The organism is Kitasatospora sp. LaBMicrA B282, from assembly GCF_050325825.1.
Taxonomy (GTDB): domain Bacteria; phylum Actinomycetota; class Actinomycetes; order Streptomycetales; family Streptomycetaceae; genus Kitasatospora.
Map to the genome: position 1 here is coordinate 1 of NZ_JBNQTI010000079.1, position 15482 is coordinate 15482.

15 protein-coding genes and 1 tRNA gene are annotated in these 15482 nt (G+C 73.3%); 8 read left to right on the plus strand and 8 right to left on the minus strand.

What is annotated here, in order from left to right; all coding sequences use genetic code 11:
- Window positions 1–891, minus strand: an 891-nt coding sequence (locus ACQRUO_RS21815; RefSeq protein WP_428317692.1) for a hypothetical protein, incomplete at its 3' end; no start/stop codon positions are given.
- 90 nt (window positions 892–981) lie between these two features.
- On the opposite strand from ACQRUO_RS21815, the gene ACQRUO_RS21820 reads away from it, so the two are divergent.
- From ACQRUO_RS21820 to ACQRUO_RS21830, 3 genes are all read left to right on the plus strand, one after another.
- Window positions 982–1356, plus strand: coding sequence for an ArsR/SmtB family transcription factor (locus tag ACQRUO_RS21820; RefSeq protein WP_428317693.1), 375 nt, complete (start codon window positions 982–984; stop codon window positions 1354–1356).
- A 136-nt stretch (window positions 1357–1492) separates the two neighbouring features.
- Window positions 1493–2809, plus strand: coding sequence for an MFS transporter (locus ACQRUO_RS21825; RefSeq protein ID WP_428317694.1), 1317 nt, complete (start codon window positions 1493–1495; stop codon window positions 2807–2809).
- Window positions 2810–3056: 247 nt separating this feature from the next.
- Entirely contained in the window at window positions 3057–4211 is a 1155-nt protein-coding gene (locus ACQRUO_RS21830; protein ID WP_428317695.1) for a hypothetical protein, read from the plus strand.
- Between the two features lie 82 nt (window positions 4212–4293).
- On the opposite strand, the gene ACQRUO_RS21835 is transcribed toward ACQRUO_RS21830, so the two are convergent.
- On the minus strand, window positions 4294–4899 hold the full coding sequence (locus tag ACQRUO_RS21835; RefSeq protein WP_428317696.1) for a hypothetical protein: 606 nt from the start codon (window positions 4897–4899) through the stop codon (window positions 4294–4296).
- Between the two features lie 87 nt (window positions 4900–4986).
- On the opposite strand from ACQRUO_RS21835, the gene ACQRUO_RS21840 reads away from it, so the two are divergent.
- A complete protein-coding gene (locus ACQRUO_RS21840) occupies window positions 4987–5673 on the plus strand; it encodes a spermidine synthase (protein ID WP_428317697.1) in 687 nt (228 codons plus the stop codon).
- 89 nt (window positions 5674–5762) lie between these two features.
- Window positions 5763–7814, plus strand: a complete 2052-nt coding sequence (locus ACQRUO_RS21845) for a transglycosylase domain-containing protein (protein ID WP_428317698.1) — start codon at window positions 5763–5765, stop codon at window positions 7812–7814.
- 129 nt (window positions 7815–7943) lie between these two features.
- Here the strand turns inward: ACQRUO_RS21845 and ACQRUO_RS21850 are convergent, their stop codons facing one another.
- The 3 genes from ACQRUO_RS21850 to ACQRUO_RS21860 all read right to left on the minus strand — a co-directional run bounded on the left by ACQRUO_RS21850 (window position 7944) and on the right by ACQRUO_RS21860 (window position 11121).
- Window positions 7944–9209: a hypothetical protein gene (locus tag ACQRUO_RS21850; RefSeq protein ID WP_428317699.1), complete on the minus strand. Its 1266-nt coding sequence runs from the start codon at window positions 9207–9209 to the stop codon at window positions 7944–7946.
- Between the two features lie 86 nt (window positions 9210–9295).
- Entirely contained in the window at window positions 9296–10087 is a 792-nt protein-coding gene (locus ACQRUO_RS21855; RefSeq protein WP_428317700.1) for a TIGR03943 family putative permease subunit, read from the minus strand.
- Window positions 10084–11121 (minus strand): permease, encoded by a 1038-nt coding sequence (locus ACQRUO_RS21860; protein ID WP_428317722.1) that lies wholly within the window; start codon window positions 11119–11121, stop codon window positions 10084–10086. Before ACQRUO_RS21860 ends, ACQRUO_RS21855 begins: the two co-directional genes overlap by 4 nt.
- Before the next feature lie 194 nt (window positions 11122–11315).
- Here ACQRUO_RS21860 and ACQRUO_RS21865 point away from each other — a divergent pair, with 194 nt between their 5' ends.
- Window positions 11316–12245 carry an NAD-dependent epimerase/dehydratase family protein gene (locus ACQRUO_RS21865; RefSeq protein WP_428317701.1) on the plus strand — a complete coding sequence of 310 codons (930 nt, stop codon included), beginning with the start codon at window positions 11316–11318 and terminating at the stop codon, window positions 12243–12245.
- Window positions 12246–12295: 50 nt separating this feature from the next.
- Here the strand turns inward: ACQRUO_RS21865 and ACQRUO_RS21870 are convergent, their stop codons facing one another.
- Entirely contained in the window at window positions 12296–12856 is a 561-nt protein-coding gene (locus tag ACQRUO_RS21870; RefSeq protein ID WP_428317702.1) for a TetR-like C-terminal domain-containing protein, read from the minus strand.
- Window positions 12857–13232: 376 nt separating this feature from the next.
- A tRNA-Gly gene (locus ACQRUO_RS21875) sits at window positions 13233–13303 on the minus strand.
- Between the two features lie 219 nt (window positions 13304–13522).
- On the opposite strand from ACQRUO_RS21875, the gene ACQRUO_RS21880 reads away from it, so the two are divergent.
- On the plus strand, window positions 13523–13744 hold the full coding sequence (locus ACQRUO_RS21880) for a hypothetical protein (RefSeq protein ID WP_428317703.1): 222 nt from the start codon (window positions 13523–13525) through the stop codon (window positions 13742–13744).
- 103 nt (window positions 13745–13847) lie between these two features.
- Entirely contained in the window at window positions 13848–14423 is a 576-nt protein-coding gene (gene dcd, locus ACQRUO_RS21885; protein WP_428317704.1) for a dCTP deaminase, read from the plus strand.
- A gap of 101 nt (window positions 14424–14524) precedes the next feature.
- Here dcd and ACQRUO_RS21890 read toward each other — a convergent pair whose 3' ends face one another.
- Window positions 14525–15418, minus strand: coding sequence for a metal-dependent hydrolase (locus tag ACQRUO_RS21890; protein WP_428317705.1), 894 nt, complete (start codon window positions 15416–15418; stop codon window positions 14525–14527).
- Window positions 15419–15482 lie beyond the last annotated feature (64 nt).

Here is a 15482-nt window from a genome sequence, read left to right on the forward strand (position 1 = left end):
GGCGGCCGAGGCGGCCGGGCCGGTGGCGGCCGCCTCGGCCCGGTCCGCCTCGGCCGCCCAGGGCACCCGGTCGGCCCGCGCCCAGTCCCGCTCGAAGGCGTCCAGCAGCACCCCGAGCAGCACCGGGTCCTCGACGAAGGCGGCCGAGCTGTTGTCCTCGGCCGCCGGGAGCACCGCCACCGCACGGTCGAAGACCAGCAACCGGCGGAACGGCTCGTCCAGCACCCGGAACCGGCCGCCGGCCGCGGTCAGGGTGGCGGCGTAGCGGGCGGTGGCGGCGTGCTCGCGGGCCCCGGGCTGGTAGAGCGAGCGGATCTCGATCCCGCGCGCCAGCAGGGCCAGATCGGTGGGCAGGGTCGCGGCCAGCATGTCCGCGGGGCAGGCGCCGCCGGGCTGGGCGGCCAGGATCTCCCGCCGGGTGTCCGCGGCCAGCTGGACCAGCCGGTGCCGGATCTGCTCCATCCCCTGCGCCACCTGCACCGTGCCCGGCTCCGGCCGCGCGCGCCGCGCCGTGTCGTAGGCGCGCCCCAGCTCCTCGAAGGTGCCGGCGGCCTCGCGGGCGGCCCGGAGCGTGCGGTTGGCCTCGGCGCGCAGCGCGGCGGCCGCGTTCTCGCCCGCGGCACGCGGGTTGACCGCGGTGTAGGAGGCGTCCGGCGGCTGGGCGACCACCAGGCCGAGCGCGCAGAGCCGGTCCAGCGGCTCGCGGCTCGCCCCGTCCACGTCGGCGGCGAGCAGCCGGCCGCCGCGGCGCAGGATCTCGCGGTAGAGGGCGCGGGCGGCGGCGTCGAGCGGGGCCGGGGACTCGGCGGTGGAAGACGCGGTGGAAGACGCGGTGGGCGACGCGGACGGCCCGGGCGGCCCGGCGGGCGGCGGCTCGGCCGGCGAGTCCATGGCGTGCCCTTCCCTTCGACCGTGCGGGCGATCCGCGCTGGTGCGGACGTTCCGGACCGGGCCCCGAACCGGCCCGCCTACGATGAGCCCATGAGCAGCACAGGCACGCAGGTCTCAGGTGCAAACCATACGGGCGCAAACCATGCGGAGCACCCGGTCACCGACCAGCAGCTCGACGTCGCCGCCGGCGTGCTCGCCCTGCTCGCCGACCGCACCCGGCTCGCCCTGCTGCACCGGCTCGGCCAGGGCGAGGCCGACGTGACCACGCTCACCGCGGCCAGCAACGCCGCCCGCACCTCGGTCAGCCAGCACCTCGCCAAGCTGCGGCTGGCCGGGCTGGTGACCACCCGCAAGGACGGCCGCCGGGTGGTCTACGCGCTGCGGCACGGGCACCTGCGCCGGCTGGTTGACGAGGCGCTGAACGTCGCCGACCACGAGATCGGGTCGCTGCCGACGCACGACTGAGCCGCCCCGGCCCGGGGCAGGTCCGGCACGGCTCCAGGACGATCCGGCACCGATCTCGCGCCAACATGTGCACAGGTGCTGACATGTTGGCTATGCTCGGAGCGTCGCCCTCCCGTCGGCCCTCCGAGGGACGCCCATGCTCTCCGTGCTGCGCCACCGCACCTACCGCCACCTCTTCGCCGCCCAGGTGATCGCCCTGGTCGGCACCGGCCTGGCGACCGTCGCGCTCAGCCTGCTCGCCTACGACCTGGCGGGTGCCCGGGCCGGCTCGGTGCTGGGCACCGCGCTCGCGATCAAGATGCTCGCCTTCGTCGCCCTGGCGCCGCTGATCGGCGCCTACGCGCACCGGCTGCCCCGGCGGCTGCTGCTGGTCGGCTCCGACCTGATCCGGGCCGGGGCGGCCGCCACCCTCCCGTTCGTCACCCAGGTCTGGCAGGTCTACCTGCTGATCCTGCTGCTGCAGACCGCCTCCGCCGCCTTCACCCCGGCCTTCCAGTCGCTGATCCCCGACGTGCTGCCCGAGGAGCGCGAGTACACCCGGGCGCTCTCCCTCTCCAGCCTCGCCTACGACCTGGAGAACCTGTTCAGCCCCGCCCTGGCCGCCGGCCTGCTCACCGTGATCGGCTTCCACCAGCTCTTCTTCGGCACCACCGTCGGCTTCCTGGCCTCCGCCACCCTGGTGGTCTCCGCGGTGCTGCCGAAGTCGCGCCGGGACCGGGTGCCCGGCAACGCCTTCGCCCGGGCCACCCACGGCGCCCGGCTGTTCTGGGCGGTGCCCCGGCTGCGGGCGCTGCTGGCGCTGAACCTCACGGTGGCCGCCGCCGGGGCCGTCGTCTTCGTCAACACCATCAGCTACGTCCGCGACCATCTGCACCGCGCCACCGCCGACGTGCCGCTGGCGCTCGGTGCCTACGGCGCCGGCTCGATGACCGCCGCCCTGCTGCTGCCCCGGGTGCTGGACCGGGTGCGCGAGCGCACCGTGATGCTGCCCGCCGCCGCGCTGCTCACCGCGCTGCTGCTGGTGCCGCTGGCGCTGCTCACCGCCACCCCGGCACCGCACGGCGGCGGTGGCTGGCAGTGGCCCGCGCTGCTTGCCCTGTGGGCGGCGACCGGCGCCTGCTGCGCCGTGCTCAACGCCCCGGCCGGACGGCTGATCAAACGCTCGACCACCCGGGCACAGCGGGCCGACGCGTTCGCCGCCCAGTTCTCGCTCTCGCACAGCTGCTGGCTGCTCAGCTACCCGCTGGCCGGCTGGCTCGGCGCCACCGCGGGCCTGCTCCCCGCCGAACTCGCCCTGGGCGCCCTGGCATTGGCCGGTCTGCTGGCCGCGGTGCGGATCTGGCCGGCCGACGACGGCGCCGCCCGCCCCGCGACCGGACTGCCGGGCCGCCCCCCGACCCCGTGGCCGGCCACCCCGGTGACCCCGGCCGGCGGGTCCACCGCGGTCGGCTGAGCGACCCGGCGAAGGCGCTGCCGGCCCGGTCGACGCCGGGTCGGTCGGATGCGGACCGCTGTTGCACGGCTGTGACAGCAGGGGGATCTTTCCCGGATCGTTGCTGCGACAGAATTCTCATGTCGCAGTGAGCAGCGAGCAACCGGGAAGGGCCGGCTCCAGAAGGAGCGTGGGCCATGGGGTCGGTGGCAGAGGGCTCGAGCGCAACTCACCAATCCGCACCTCATCGTTCCGGGGGGAACCCGTCATGTCTGCTCGCACCCGCAACCGCGCCACCACCGCCGGTCTGATCGTCGCCCTCGCCACCGGCACCCTGCTGCTGACCGCCTGCGGCCCGGACAGCTCCGGCAGCGCCGCGCCGGTCGTCTCCAGCGCGCCGAGCGCCGGTTCGGCCGCCCCGACCCCGTCGGCCACCTTCTCCGCCGCGCCCGCCACCCCGGCCGCGCCCAGCACCGCCCCGACCTCGGCCGCGCCCAGCAGCGCCCCCGCCTCGGCCGCCCCGACCTCGGCCGCCCCGGCGCAGCCCAGCACCGCCCCGAGCCACCCGGTCGCCACCCCGACCAAGCCGGCGCCCGCGCCCACCCCGGTCAACGGCACCGCCCACACCGGGCTGACCATCAGCGACGGCACCCAGTACGTGGTGATGAACGGCACCCGGGTCGACTTCGGCACCGCCGTGCGCGACCTCGCCTGGTCCCCCGACGGCCACAAGGCGGCCTTCGTCGACGGCGCCGGCAACCTGGTCGTCGCCAACCCGGACGGCAGCGGCCGGGTGACCGTCGCCAAGCACGGTGCGGGCGAGACCTGGTCGCACCCGACCTGGCAGGTCGCGCCGGCCAGCTCGCAGGGCTACTTCCCGGCCAAGGACAACCTGATCTTCACCGTCTCCCACGGCGGCACCACCCAGCTGGACGCCGTCGTCGCCACCGCTGTCAACGGCGTCCCGCACCTGCTGGCCATCGGCGGCCTCGACGACCCCAACGCCCAGCCGGCCCCGCAGACCGGCAACCTGTGGCCGAACGGCAACGGCAACCAGGGCTCCACAGTCTTCGCCAACAGCGGCAATGGCGAGGTGTACGTCCGTGACGAGAGCCTGCGGGTGCAGATGAGCCCGGTCGGCCAGGGTTCGCAGCCGGCGCTCTCCGCGGACAGCAACGACATCGTCTTCGTCCGCTCGGTCGACGGGCACGACCACCTCTTCGTGTCCCACCAGGACGGCAAGCCGGCCGCGGACCTGACCCCGCACGCCACCACCGACTACACCGAGCCGGCCTTCTCCGCCGACGGCAGGACCATCGCCGCCCGCACCCCGAACGGCATCGTCACCCTGCCGTCGAACGGCTCGGCCGCGCCGACCCTGGTCTCCGGCTACACCGGCCTGCCGGCCTACCGGAACTCCTGAACCGCCGGGCTCCTGCCGTAGTGAACTCCTGAACTCCTGAACCGCTGAGCCCCGCCGTGGCCCGGCGGCGCCGCCGGGCCGATCAGCCCGCCGACGCCGCCGGGCCACGGCCGCCTCGCGCCAACTCGGCGCGCAGCTCGTCCAGGTGGGCGTCCGCGGTGTCGTGCGGCAGGAACTCGACCACGTCCAGGAAGCGGAACAGCACCTGCGACGGGGTGACGGCGAACTCGTAGTCGGCGAACCCCACCACCGCACCCAGCGCGCCGCGGGTCGCGCCGCGCACCACGTGCTCGGTCAGCTCGTTCGGCTGAGCAGCCGTCAGGCCGCGCCGGGCGTTGGGCCGGGCCAGGTAGGGGCAGACCATCGACGCGTAGAGCATGCAGGCGCGGTGGCCCGGACCCTCCATGGTGGGCGCCATGTTGCGGTAGGGCCGACCGGCCGCCAGCGCCTCGGCGATCGCGGCGCTCTCCGCACCCCCCACCACCCGCCACACCGGTCCGCGCGGCATCAGCACGTTGCACACCGAACAGAGCCGCTGCTGCGCGCAGTCGGCGCTGCGCCCGTAGTCGGTCAGCGCGAACTGCGGCTGCTCGCCGTCCCACGGGGTGATCGCGGGCACCGGGTAACCGCGGACGTCCCGCGGACGGTCCTCGACGGTGGACGGCTTGGGAACGAGGTCGAATCGCACGTCCCCATACCTATCACCCGGACGGCGGGAACGGGCCCCGGCGGCATAATCGTGCGGGAACGGACCAGCGAGGGGAGCGCACACCGGATGTCCCAACTGCCCACCCGCGACCAGGCCGCCGAGGCCGTCGTCCTCGACCGCCGCGAGGGCCCGTACGGCGAGGTGGTGCTGCGCCGGCGCGGCGCGGACCACGAGATCATCGCCAACGGCTGCTTCCTGATGGACACCGCCGACGGCCGATCCGAGCGCCTGCTGGTCGACGCGGCGCTGGAGCGGCTGACCGCCGACCGGCCGAGCGTGCTGATCGGCGGCCTCGGCGTCGGGTTCTCGCTGGCGCACGCGGCGGCCGAGCCGCGCTGGGGCCGGATCGCGGTGGCCGAGCGGGAGGACGCGATCATCGACTGGCACCGCACCGGGCCGCTCGGCGCGATCACCGCGGCGGCCCTGGCCGATCCCCGGGTCGCCGTGCTGCACACCGACCTGGTCGAGTACCTGGCCGGCACCGACGACCGCTACGACGCGCTCTGCCTCGACATCGACAACGGCCCCGACTGGACCGTCACCGAGGCCAACGCCGGCCTCTACGGACCGGCCGGGCTGGCCGACGCCCGCGCCCGGCTGAACCCGGGCGGGATCCTCGCGGTGTGGAGCGCACAGCCCTCCGCCGCCTTCGAGGAGGCGCTGCGCGCGGCCGGCTTCACCGAGGTGCAGACCGTGGAGATCGCCGTCGGCCACGGCGTCCCGGACGTGGTGCACCTGGCCCGTCTCCCCTGACGGACCCCGCCTCAGGGGTGTAACCAAACCTGTCCATACTGTCGTCTTATACGGAGGAGCTCGAACGCAGGGACGACCACAGGAGACACATGCCGGCCAACAGCAGGCATCGAGCCGAGCGGCACGCCAAGGCCACCGGCGGCCGGTTGGCCAGAGCCGCCGGCCTCCGGCTCCGCCAGTGGTGCCTGGCCCTGGTCAACCCCGCGCGCCGGCGCCCCAAGGGCTACCCGCGCCCGGACCGCACCGGGCTGCGCCGCTGGCTGCCGTCCTGGCGGCACCTGGTGCGGATCGTGCTGCTGAGCACCGTCTGCCTGGTCGGTGTGATCGGCTACGCGTACTACGACACGGACATCCCCACCGACCTCAAGGCCTTCGCCACCCAGCAGAACAACGTCTACTACTGGGCCGACGGCACCGAGATGGCCCGCACCGGCGACATCAACCGGGAGGACATCCCGCTCGGCCAGATCCCGCAGGGCGTGCAGTGGGCGACGCTGGCGGCCGAGAACGAGACGTTCTACACCGACGACGGCGTCTCCCCCACCGGCATGCTCCGGGCCGTGCGCAACATGGCCACCGGCGGCGCGACCCAGGGCGGCTCCACCATCACGCAGCAGTACGTGAAGAACGCCTACCTCAACCAGCGCCAGACGATCAGCCGCAAGCTCACCGAGATATTCATGGCGATCAAGCTCGACGACAAGGACAGCAAGCAGCAGATCCTGGAGGGCTACCTCAACACCAGTTGGTACGGCCGCGGCGCCTACGGGATCGAGCGGGCCGCCCAGGCGTACTACGGCGTGGACGCCTCGCAGCTCAACCCCAGCCAGGGCGCCTTCCTGGCCTCGCTGCTCAAGGGCGCCGGACTGTACGACCCGGCGATCAGCCCGGAGAACCACCAGCGGGCGGTGGCGCGGTGGAAGTGGATCCTGGACCGGATGGTCAAGATCGGCAAGCTCACGCCGGCCGAGCGCGCCCAGTACACCACCTTCCCCGAGCCGATCGACCCGCCCAGGCAGCCCGGCCTCACCGGCCAGACCGGCTACCTGGTGGACATGGCCAAGCAGTACGTCATCGCGCACACCAACATCACCGACGCCCAGTTCGACCTCGGCGGCTACCAGATCTACACCACCTTCGAGAAGCCGAAGGAGGCCGCGCTGACCGCCGCCGTGAAGGCCGCGTCCAGCCGGCTGAAGGCCGACGACCAACTGCGGGTGGGTGCCGCCTCACTGGCCACCGACGGGCGGGTGCTCGCCGTCTACGGCGGCCCCGACTACCTCAAACAGGGCTTCGACAACGCGAACGCGTCGATCGTGCCGGCCGGCACCTCGTTCACGCCGTTCGTGTACGCCGCGGCGCTCGGCCAGGGCGTGCAGAAGCAGGTCGACGCCGGCCGCACCCCCGTCTCCCCCACCAGCCCCTACAACGGCGACGACCAGGCGCCGATGCAGACCCCGGAGGGCCCGTACTGGGACCGCAACGGGAAGATCGTCAAGGGGACCAACGACGGCGCCAAGTCCTGGGGGACCATCAGCCTCCAGGACGCGGTGGAGCAGAACGTCAACAGCCCGATGATGCAGCTCGGCCTCGACGTCGGCCTGGACCAGGTCCGGCAGACCGCGCTCGGCCTCGGGCTGCTGCCGGAGAGCATGGGCGCCCAGGTGCCGTCCTTCTCGCTGGGCAACTCCACCCCGAGCGCGGTCCGGATGGCCGACGCCTACAGCACCTTCGCCACCGGGGGCATGCACACCGACCCCTACTCGGTGCTGCGGATCACCCGCAACGGCGCCGCCGTCGACGTGGCCAAGCCGGCCGCCACCCGGGCGCTGAGCCCGCAGGTGGCGCAGCAGGTCGATGCGGCGCTGGTGGGCGCGGTGCAGCACGGCACCGGAGCGGACGCCCGGCTGCCGGGACGGGCGGCTGCCGGTAAGAACGGCACCACCCAGGACAACACCGCGGGCTGGTTCGTCGGCTACAGCGGCCAGGTCTCCACCGCGGTCTCGGTGTTCCGGCTGGACGCGAAGAGCGTGCAGACGCTGCCGCTGGACGGGCAGGGCGACCCCTCGAAGTCGGCGGCGGCCACCGCCTATCCCGAGGACATCTGGAGCAGCTACATGAAGGACCAGGCGATCGGCTGACCGCCCGGCCTGGGGGGGGGGGGGGGGGGAGTGCCCCAGCCGACCCCCCCCCCCCCCCCCCCCCCCCCCCCCCCCCCCCCCCCCCCCCCCCCCTGTTTCCTTGCCCCCCCCCCCCCCCGGGCCGGTCCGTCACTTGATGAAGGTCGACCAGTCCGGGGCCTGGCCCGGGTCCAGGGTGCGCAGCTGGGAGAGCACCTTGGGGTCCTGGACGTCCATCCAGTCGGCCATCTCCTTGAACGAGACGCAGCGCACGTCCGGCTTGGTGCAGACGGTGCGCATCACGTCCTCGACCGCCTGCATGTAGATGCCGCCGTTCCAGGTCTCGAAGTGGTTCCCGATGAACATTGGCGCCCGGCTGCCGTTGTAGGCCCGCTCGAAGCCGTTCAGGTAACCGTCCCGGGCCTCCTTCTCCCAGCCGGCGTACTTCGAGGTGTCGTCCGACGGGTTGCCGCCCGACTGGTTGGCCAGGAAGTTGAAGTCCATCGTGAGGACCTGGAAGTTCTGGTTCGGATACGGGATCTCCTCCAGCGGGAAGTTCCAGATGCCGTCGGCCTTGGTCGGCCAGATCTGGAAGTCGCCGGGCGAGCTGGCGTCGTAGCGCCAGCCGAGCTGCTTCTCGACCGGCAGCAGGTTCTTCTGGCCCTCCAGGCACGGCGCCCGACCGCCGACCAGCTCGCGCTGGTAGTCGAAGGGCAGCGGCGGGATGTCGGTGTAGCCCGTGTTGGTCTTCCAGTTCTCCACGAAGGAGTAGGCCTGCTTGGTCTCGCTCAGCCAGTCCGCGCTGCTCCAGGTGCCGCCGCTGCCGGGGTCGGGCGCGCAGAAGTGCCCGTTGAAGTGGGTGCCGATCTCGTCACCGTCCGCCCAGGCCTGCCGCAGCTGGGTCAGGGTGTCCCTGATGTGCTGGTCGGTCGGGAAGTCGATGGCCGAGGTGCCGACCGGGTGCTGGGGCGGCTGGTAGAGGTAGCGCTTGGAGTTGGGCAGCAGGTAGATGCCGCTCAGGAAGAACGTCATCTGGGCGTTGCTCTGCTCCGCCACCTGGAGGAAGTGCGAGAAGAGGTGCTCGTCGCCCTCCAGCGCGCCGTCCCAGGAGAAGACCACGAACTGCGGCGGCTTCTCGCCGGGCTTGAGCTTCTGCGGCACCGGCTGCTTGGGCTCCGGGCCCGTGTACGAGGTGGACCCGTCACCGATCACGTCGACCTTGCCGTCCCAGGGCGGGGTGGCGGAGGCGCTGGGCTGGCCGACCCCCGGGGACGGCGCGGTCCCCACCGGCGTGGCACCGGCGGCCACCGGGTGGCCGCCGGAACCCGGCGAGGTGGGGACCAGTGCGAGCACGGCCGCTATCGCGATGCCGCCGGTCAGCAGCAGGGTGGTGCGCCGGGTGGTCCTCACCGTCAAACCTCGTTCCTGAGAGTGAAATCCCCCTGCGGGGGTAGACGCCACTGGCAGTCAAATCCGTTACACCGGGCTGGTCGTGACGACTGTCACTCATACGGATCGCGGGGTTGGGGAACCCCGGTCACCTGGGTCGCGTTGAGGGCCGGCACGGCGTCGGACTGGGTCTGCGTCGGCTCCGGCTGCCAGCTGCCGATCACCTCCACCCAGCTGTTCGCCGGCGGCATCGGGGCACCGCGGACCTCGACCTTGTAGGTCAACGCGTCGGCCGCGCAGCAGCTGATCACCAGCCGGGTGACGTACCAGCCGCCGCCGCTCTTCGGCGTGACGAACCCGAGCAGCTTCACCCGGCGGTCCTGCAGCGGCTTCTTGGTGTCCCAGGCGGCCCGGACGTCGAACTCGGAGAGCGTCAGCGCCAGCGGGTCGCCGGCGGGCAGCGGCGGGAAGCCGGTGGCGGCCGCGTCCGGCTTGGCCACGGTGTTGCCGGCGTGCTGGGCGGTGTACGAGCCGAGGGCGGGCGGGGCGACCAGCAGGATCGCGATCACGGGGAGGGTGAGCAGCCAGGCGATCCGGGGGCCGTGGGCGTGGGAGTGGCCGTGGCTGTGCTCCTCGGGCGGCTTGGGCTGCCCGAGCTGCTCGGCGTGCCCGGCGTGCCCGGCGTGCCCGGCGTCCGCGTCGCCCTCGCCCTCCGGCTTCCGGCCCTCGCGCAGCACCGCTGCCGCGGTCAGCAGCCCGAGCGCCACCACCAGCACCCCGGCCGTGACCAGGTAGGGCCGCAGCGCCGCCCGGACGTACCGCAGATAGGCGTCGCTGAAGAGCGAGATCCGCAGCACCGCGGACCCCAGCAGCACCAGCAGGATCGCCTGCACCTCACGCCTCATGCCAACCACCACCCAGCCAGCGCCGAGGCCGCCACGGCGACCGTGAACGTGGTGGCGGAGAACCGCCAGGCGAACTTCCAGCCGAAGGTGCCGGCCTGCATCGCCACCAGCTTCACGTCCACCATCGGCCCGACCACCATGAAGGCCAGCCGGGCCGCGAGCGGGAACGCGCTGAGACTGGCCGCCACGAACGCGTCCGCCTCCGAACAGACCGCCAGCACCACCGCCAGCAGGGCCAGCACCAGCAGCGAGACCCCCGGCACCTGGGCCACGCCGCCGAGCCACTGCCGCGGCACCACCACGTTCAGCGTGGCCGCGGTGATGCCGCCGATCACCAGGAAGCCCGAGGCGTGCAGGAATTCGTGGGCGAACGCCCCGCGGAACGCCGTCCAGCGCCCCTCGTCGGCCGACCGCTCCCGCCACGCCGACGGCCGCAGCCACTCCGGCCGCCCGAACCGCGCCCACAGCCAGCCCACCACCACCGCCGTGCCCAGCGACGCCGCGAACCGGGCCAGCACCATCTCCGGGTGCCCCGGGAAGGCGACCGCCGTCGCAGTGAGCACCACCGGGTTGATCGCCGGCGCCGAGAGCAGGAAGGCCAACGCGGCGGCGGGCGCCACCCCGCGCGCGATCAGCCCGTCCGCCACCGGCACCGAGGCGCACTCGCAGCCCGGCAGCACCGCACCGGCCAGCCCCGCCGCCGGCACCGCCAGCACCGCCCGCTTCGGCAGCGCCCGCTGCAGGAAGCCGGCCGGCACCAGCGCGGTGATCGCCGCGGAGAGCACCGTGCCCAGCACCAGGAACGGGACCGCCTGCACGCAGATCGCCACGAAGACCGTCGCCCAGGCCTGCACCGCGGGCGCCGTGAACCAGCCCGCCAGCCACTGCCGCCCCGCCAGCAGCAGCACCATGCCGACCACCAGCAGCTCCAGCGACCCGATCCGCGGGGCGGCCGGGCGCCGCCGGGCGCGGTGCCGGGCGGCGGGGCGCCGCTGTTGCTGTTGCTGCGGTGTCTCTGTCTCCTCTGTCCCCATCCCCATCGGTGGTGGATCGGGTACGACCGTTCGCTCCGAGTCGATCGTGCTCCGGCTCTGCTCCGTCATCGCTGTCCACCCGCCCCGCGATCGCCGATCGATTCCTGCACTGTCCCCCGGACCATAAACCGTGAGTTCGATTCGGCCGCACCCGGTCCACCCCGACGCCCCCGACCGAGCGTTAGGGTGCCCCGGTGAGCCTTTACCTCGTCGTAGGATCCGGTCCCGCCGGGGCCGCCACCGCCCGACTGCTGGCCGACCGGGGTCACGCGGTCCGGGTCGTCACCAGGTCGGGCCGCCCGCCCGAGCCCGGCATCGAGCACCTCGCCCTGGACGCGACGGACGGCGAACGACTCACCGAGGCCGCCCGCGGCGCGACCGCGATCCTCGGCTGCGCCGCACCGCCCTACCACCGCTGGGCCGACGGCTGGCCGCCACTGGTCACCGCGCTCTGCACCGCGGCCGAGACGAGCGGCGCCGTCCTGGTCATGCTGGGCAACCTCTACGGCTACGGCCCGGTGACCGGCCCGCTCACCGAGGACCTGCCGCTCGCGGCCACCGGCCCCAAGGGCCGGGTGCGCGCCGCCGGCTGGGAAACCGCCCGACAGTTGCACGAGCAGGGCCGGATCCGGGCCGTCGAGCTGCGCGCCGCCGACTTCTTCGGCCCCGGCGTCACCGCCGGCGGCCATCTGGCCGCCCGGGTCATGCCCCGCCTGCTGCGCGGCAAGCCCGTCACCGCCCTCGGCGACCCGGCCGCCCCGCACAGCTGGAGCTACCTCCCCGACGTGGCCCGCGCCCTGGTCGAACTCGCCGACGCGGAACGCGCCTGGGGCCGCCCCTGGCACGTCCCCACGGCTCCCGCCCGGTCCACCCGGCAGATGGTCGACCTGCTCGCCGACCGGGCCGGCACCGGCCCGGTCACCGTCCGCCCGCTCGCGCCGGCCCTGCTCACCGTGGCCGGCCTCTTCTCCCCGCTGCTGCGCGAACTGAAGGAGATCCGCTACCAGTTCGACCGCCCGTTCGTCATCGACGCCACCGCCTACGAGGCCGCCTTCACCGTCCGGGCCACGCCCCTCGAGGAGCAGCTCGAGGCCACCATCGCCTGGTGGCGAGCCCGCACCTGAGCCCCCTCGCTCCACCCCCGCCGCCCCCGCCACCCCCTGCACTCCCGCCCTCACTCCCCCACCGGCACCTCCAGGCCGATCCCCTCGGCCGCCACCGCAATCGCGAAGTCGAAGAACGCACCCTCGTCCCGCACGCTGTCGTGCGTCCGACTGAACACCTGGAACACCAACAACCCGATCAGGCTGCTCCACAACACGATCCCGCGCTCGACGACATCCGCGAACGGCGCCTCGGGCAGCCCCCCGAACAACTCCACCGCCGCCGGCAGCAGCAACGACGGCCCCGGCAACGGCCGCTTCGGCGGCGTCAGTTCGCCCGCCTCCAGGGCCGCCCGCACGATCCCCGCCAACACCGCAGGCGTCCGCGAGGCCGGCGCCACCGTCTCCTGCGGCGCGTGGTACCCGGGCACCGGCGACCCGTAGATCAACGTGAACGCCGCCACGTCCCCGAACGCCCACCCCCGCAACGCCCGCGCCACCACCAACAACCGCTCCCCCGCCGACGCCCCCACCTCCCGCGCCGCCCGATCCGCCGCCTCCATGGCCACCCCGGAGGCGTCATAGGCAGCAACGATCCGCGCGGTCAACGCATCGGCCTGCTCCTTGCCCAACTCGACGTCCCCACCCGTACCTTGTACTCCGTATGCGTCCATACGCCACACCGTACCCGCCACAGCGCGACGCGGTGGAGCAGATGGACCACCCCGACCAGAATCCCGCGGGCGGTCCTCCTCGGCACGGGACTCACGCCACCGGCGGCCAGGGGCCGGCCAGGAGGGCCTCGACTTCGTCGACGATCCGTTGTCCGAAGGCGTCGGCATCAGTGAGACCGGGAGCGCCGCCAGCAGGGCGAGCGCCCGACCACGGGTCATGGCTTCGGACGGTTCGAGCGGCACGGATCAGCGGCATGGCCAGCACCCTCGCGACCCGAACTCGTTTCCAGACAACAAGAAAGCCCCAGGCCACCGGCCTGGGGCTTTCCTTCGGAGCGGGCGACGAGAATCGAACTCGCGCTCTAAGCTTGGGAAGCTCATGTTCTACCATTAAACTACGCCCGCGTGTGACGACCCGTCAGGGACGGCTCGATCTTGCATCATGCTACCCCATCCCAGGCCGGACGCCTAAATGCCTTCGTCGGTACCGTGGGCGTGGGCAGTGGCGGCGAGCCGTGGTGGGGATGTCCGGAAGATCCCCTAATGTGACGCTGTCGTGCTGCGGCTGCGGGCCTCGGGCTGTGGGGGCGCGGCCGTGTTCGGGGATGCGTGGGAAGGGGATCGATGGAGCGGCAGACCGTTGTTCGTTGTGTCGAGGGGCACCTGTTCAGTACCAAGACGTGGCCGTTGCGGAGCCTGGGTGCGGCGCGGCTCGGGCCAGGGCGGTTGATCCGGTGTCCGCAGTGCGGGCGGCTGCGCAGTTCGGTGCCGGCCGATGTGAGTGCGTTGACCCCGCCGCAGCTGGCGCGGGCGCTGCGGCTGGAGGCCGCGGCCTTCCCGGCCTGAGGGCCGGGTGGGCGTCCGGTGGCGTCCCGCACGGGTGTGCGGGACGGCGCCGGATGGTGAACGGATTGGGAGGACGCCCGCGCGAGCACGTAACCTCGGTGGCGTGCTGCTCTCCGACAAAGACATCCGTACCGAGATCGACAAGGGTCGGGTCACCATCGACCCGTTCGACCCGGCCATGGTCCAGCCGTCCAGTATCGACGTCCGGCTGGACCGGTTCTTCCGGGTGTTCGAGAACCACCGGTATCCGCACATCGACCCCTCCGAGGAGCAGCCGGACCTGACCCGGCTGGTCGAGCCGGAGGGCGACGACGCGTTCATCCTGCACCCGGGCGAGTTCGTGCTCGCCTCGACGTACGAGGTGATCACGCTGCCGGACGACGTGGCCTCCCGGCTGGAGGGCAAGTCGAGCCTCGGGCGGCTCGGGCTGCTGACGCACTCGACGGCCGGCTTCATCGACCCGGGCTTCAGCGGTCACGTCACGCTGGAGCTGTCGAACGTCGCCACGCTGCCGATCAAGCTCTACCCGGGGATGAAGATCGGGCAGCTCTGCCTGTTCCGGCTCTCCTCGCCCTCCGAGCACCCCTACGGCTCCGAGCGCTACGGCTCGCGGTACCAGGGGCAGCGCGGGCCGACGCCGTCGCGCTCCTACCTGAACTTCCACCGGACGGACGTCTGATGGTCTGAACAGTTTGAGCTAGGACGACCAAGCGGAAAAAGAGGGCCCCAGCGGTGTGCTGCGGGCCCTCTTCGCGTGTTGTTGCCGACCCGGGGGGCGGATCAGATGCGCTTGGGGCGGGTCACCGCCGTCAGCTCGCTGCCGTCGGCGGAGAGGGTCAGCTCCGTCTCCAGGGCCGAGAGCTGGCCGAGCCGGTGCAGGTGGGTGCCGCCGCAGGCGATGTCCGCGGAGCCGGCCGGGAGCTCGCAGTGCCAGCGGCGGCGGGCGGTCAGCTCGGGGCCGGGCACCTCGACCCGGACCGGGGCGTCGGCCGCGACCCAGGCCGCGAGCCGCTCGTTCACCTCGGCGGTGATCGCGGACAGCGCGTCCGCCAGGGCGGGCAGGTCGTCGGCGGCGTCCGCGGTGAAGCCCTTCTTCCGCAGCGACTTGCCGAGCCGGTAGACGTCGGTGCTGGCCTCGGTGTCCATCACCGAGGAGGCCATCGCCAGGCTGTCGAAGTCCGGGTTGCCGAAGGCGTCGGCGCGGCCCGGGTCCTTGCGCCAGCGGGGGGCCAGGGCGGCGTTCAGGGCCAGCGCCAGCAGGTGGCAGCCGGTGTGCGAGGCGGAGAGCGCGGCGCGGCGCTCGGCGTCCACGGCCAGGGTCACCGGACGGCCCTCCAGCGGCGCGGCGGGTGCCTCGGCCAGCACGTGCACCACCAGCCAGGACCAGGCCTCGTCGCCGCGCCGCACCGGGATGTCGGCGCCCACCAGCAGCTCCCCGCGCTCCGGGTCCACCGCGCCGGTCAGGCAGTCCACCACCGCCAGCTCGACCCCGTCCACGGTCAGCGTGCCGGTGTCGGCGGGCTGGTCGGGCCAGGTGTGGTCGAGCGGGTGGAACGGGGTCTCGGCGGTGACGACGCCGTACCGGCCGTCGCCGAGCGGGTGGCCGGCGAGGACGGTGGACTCACCGGTCACCGCGCCGCCGGGGAAGCTGACGCGGGTGGTGGGGAGGGTCATTCGGTGGCTCCGGAGGAAGGGGACGGGGGGAGGGGAGGGGAAGGAAGGGAAGGAGAAGGGAAGG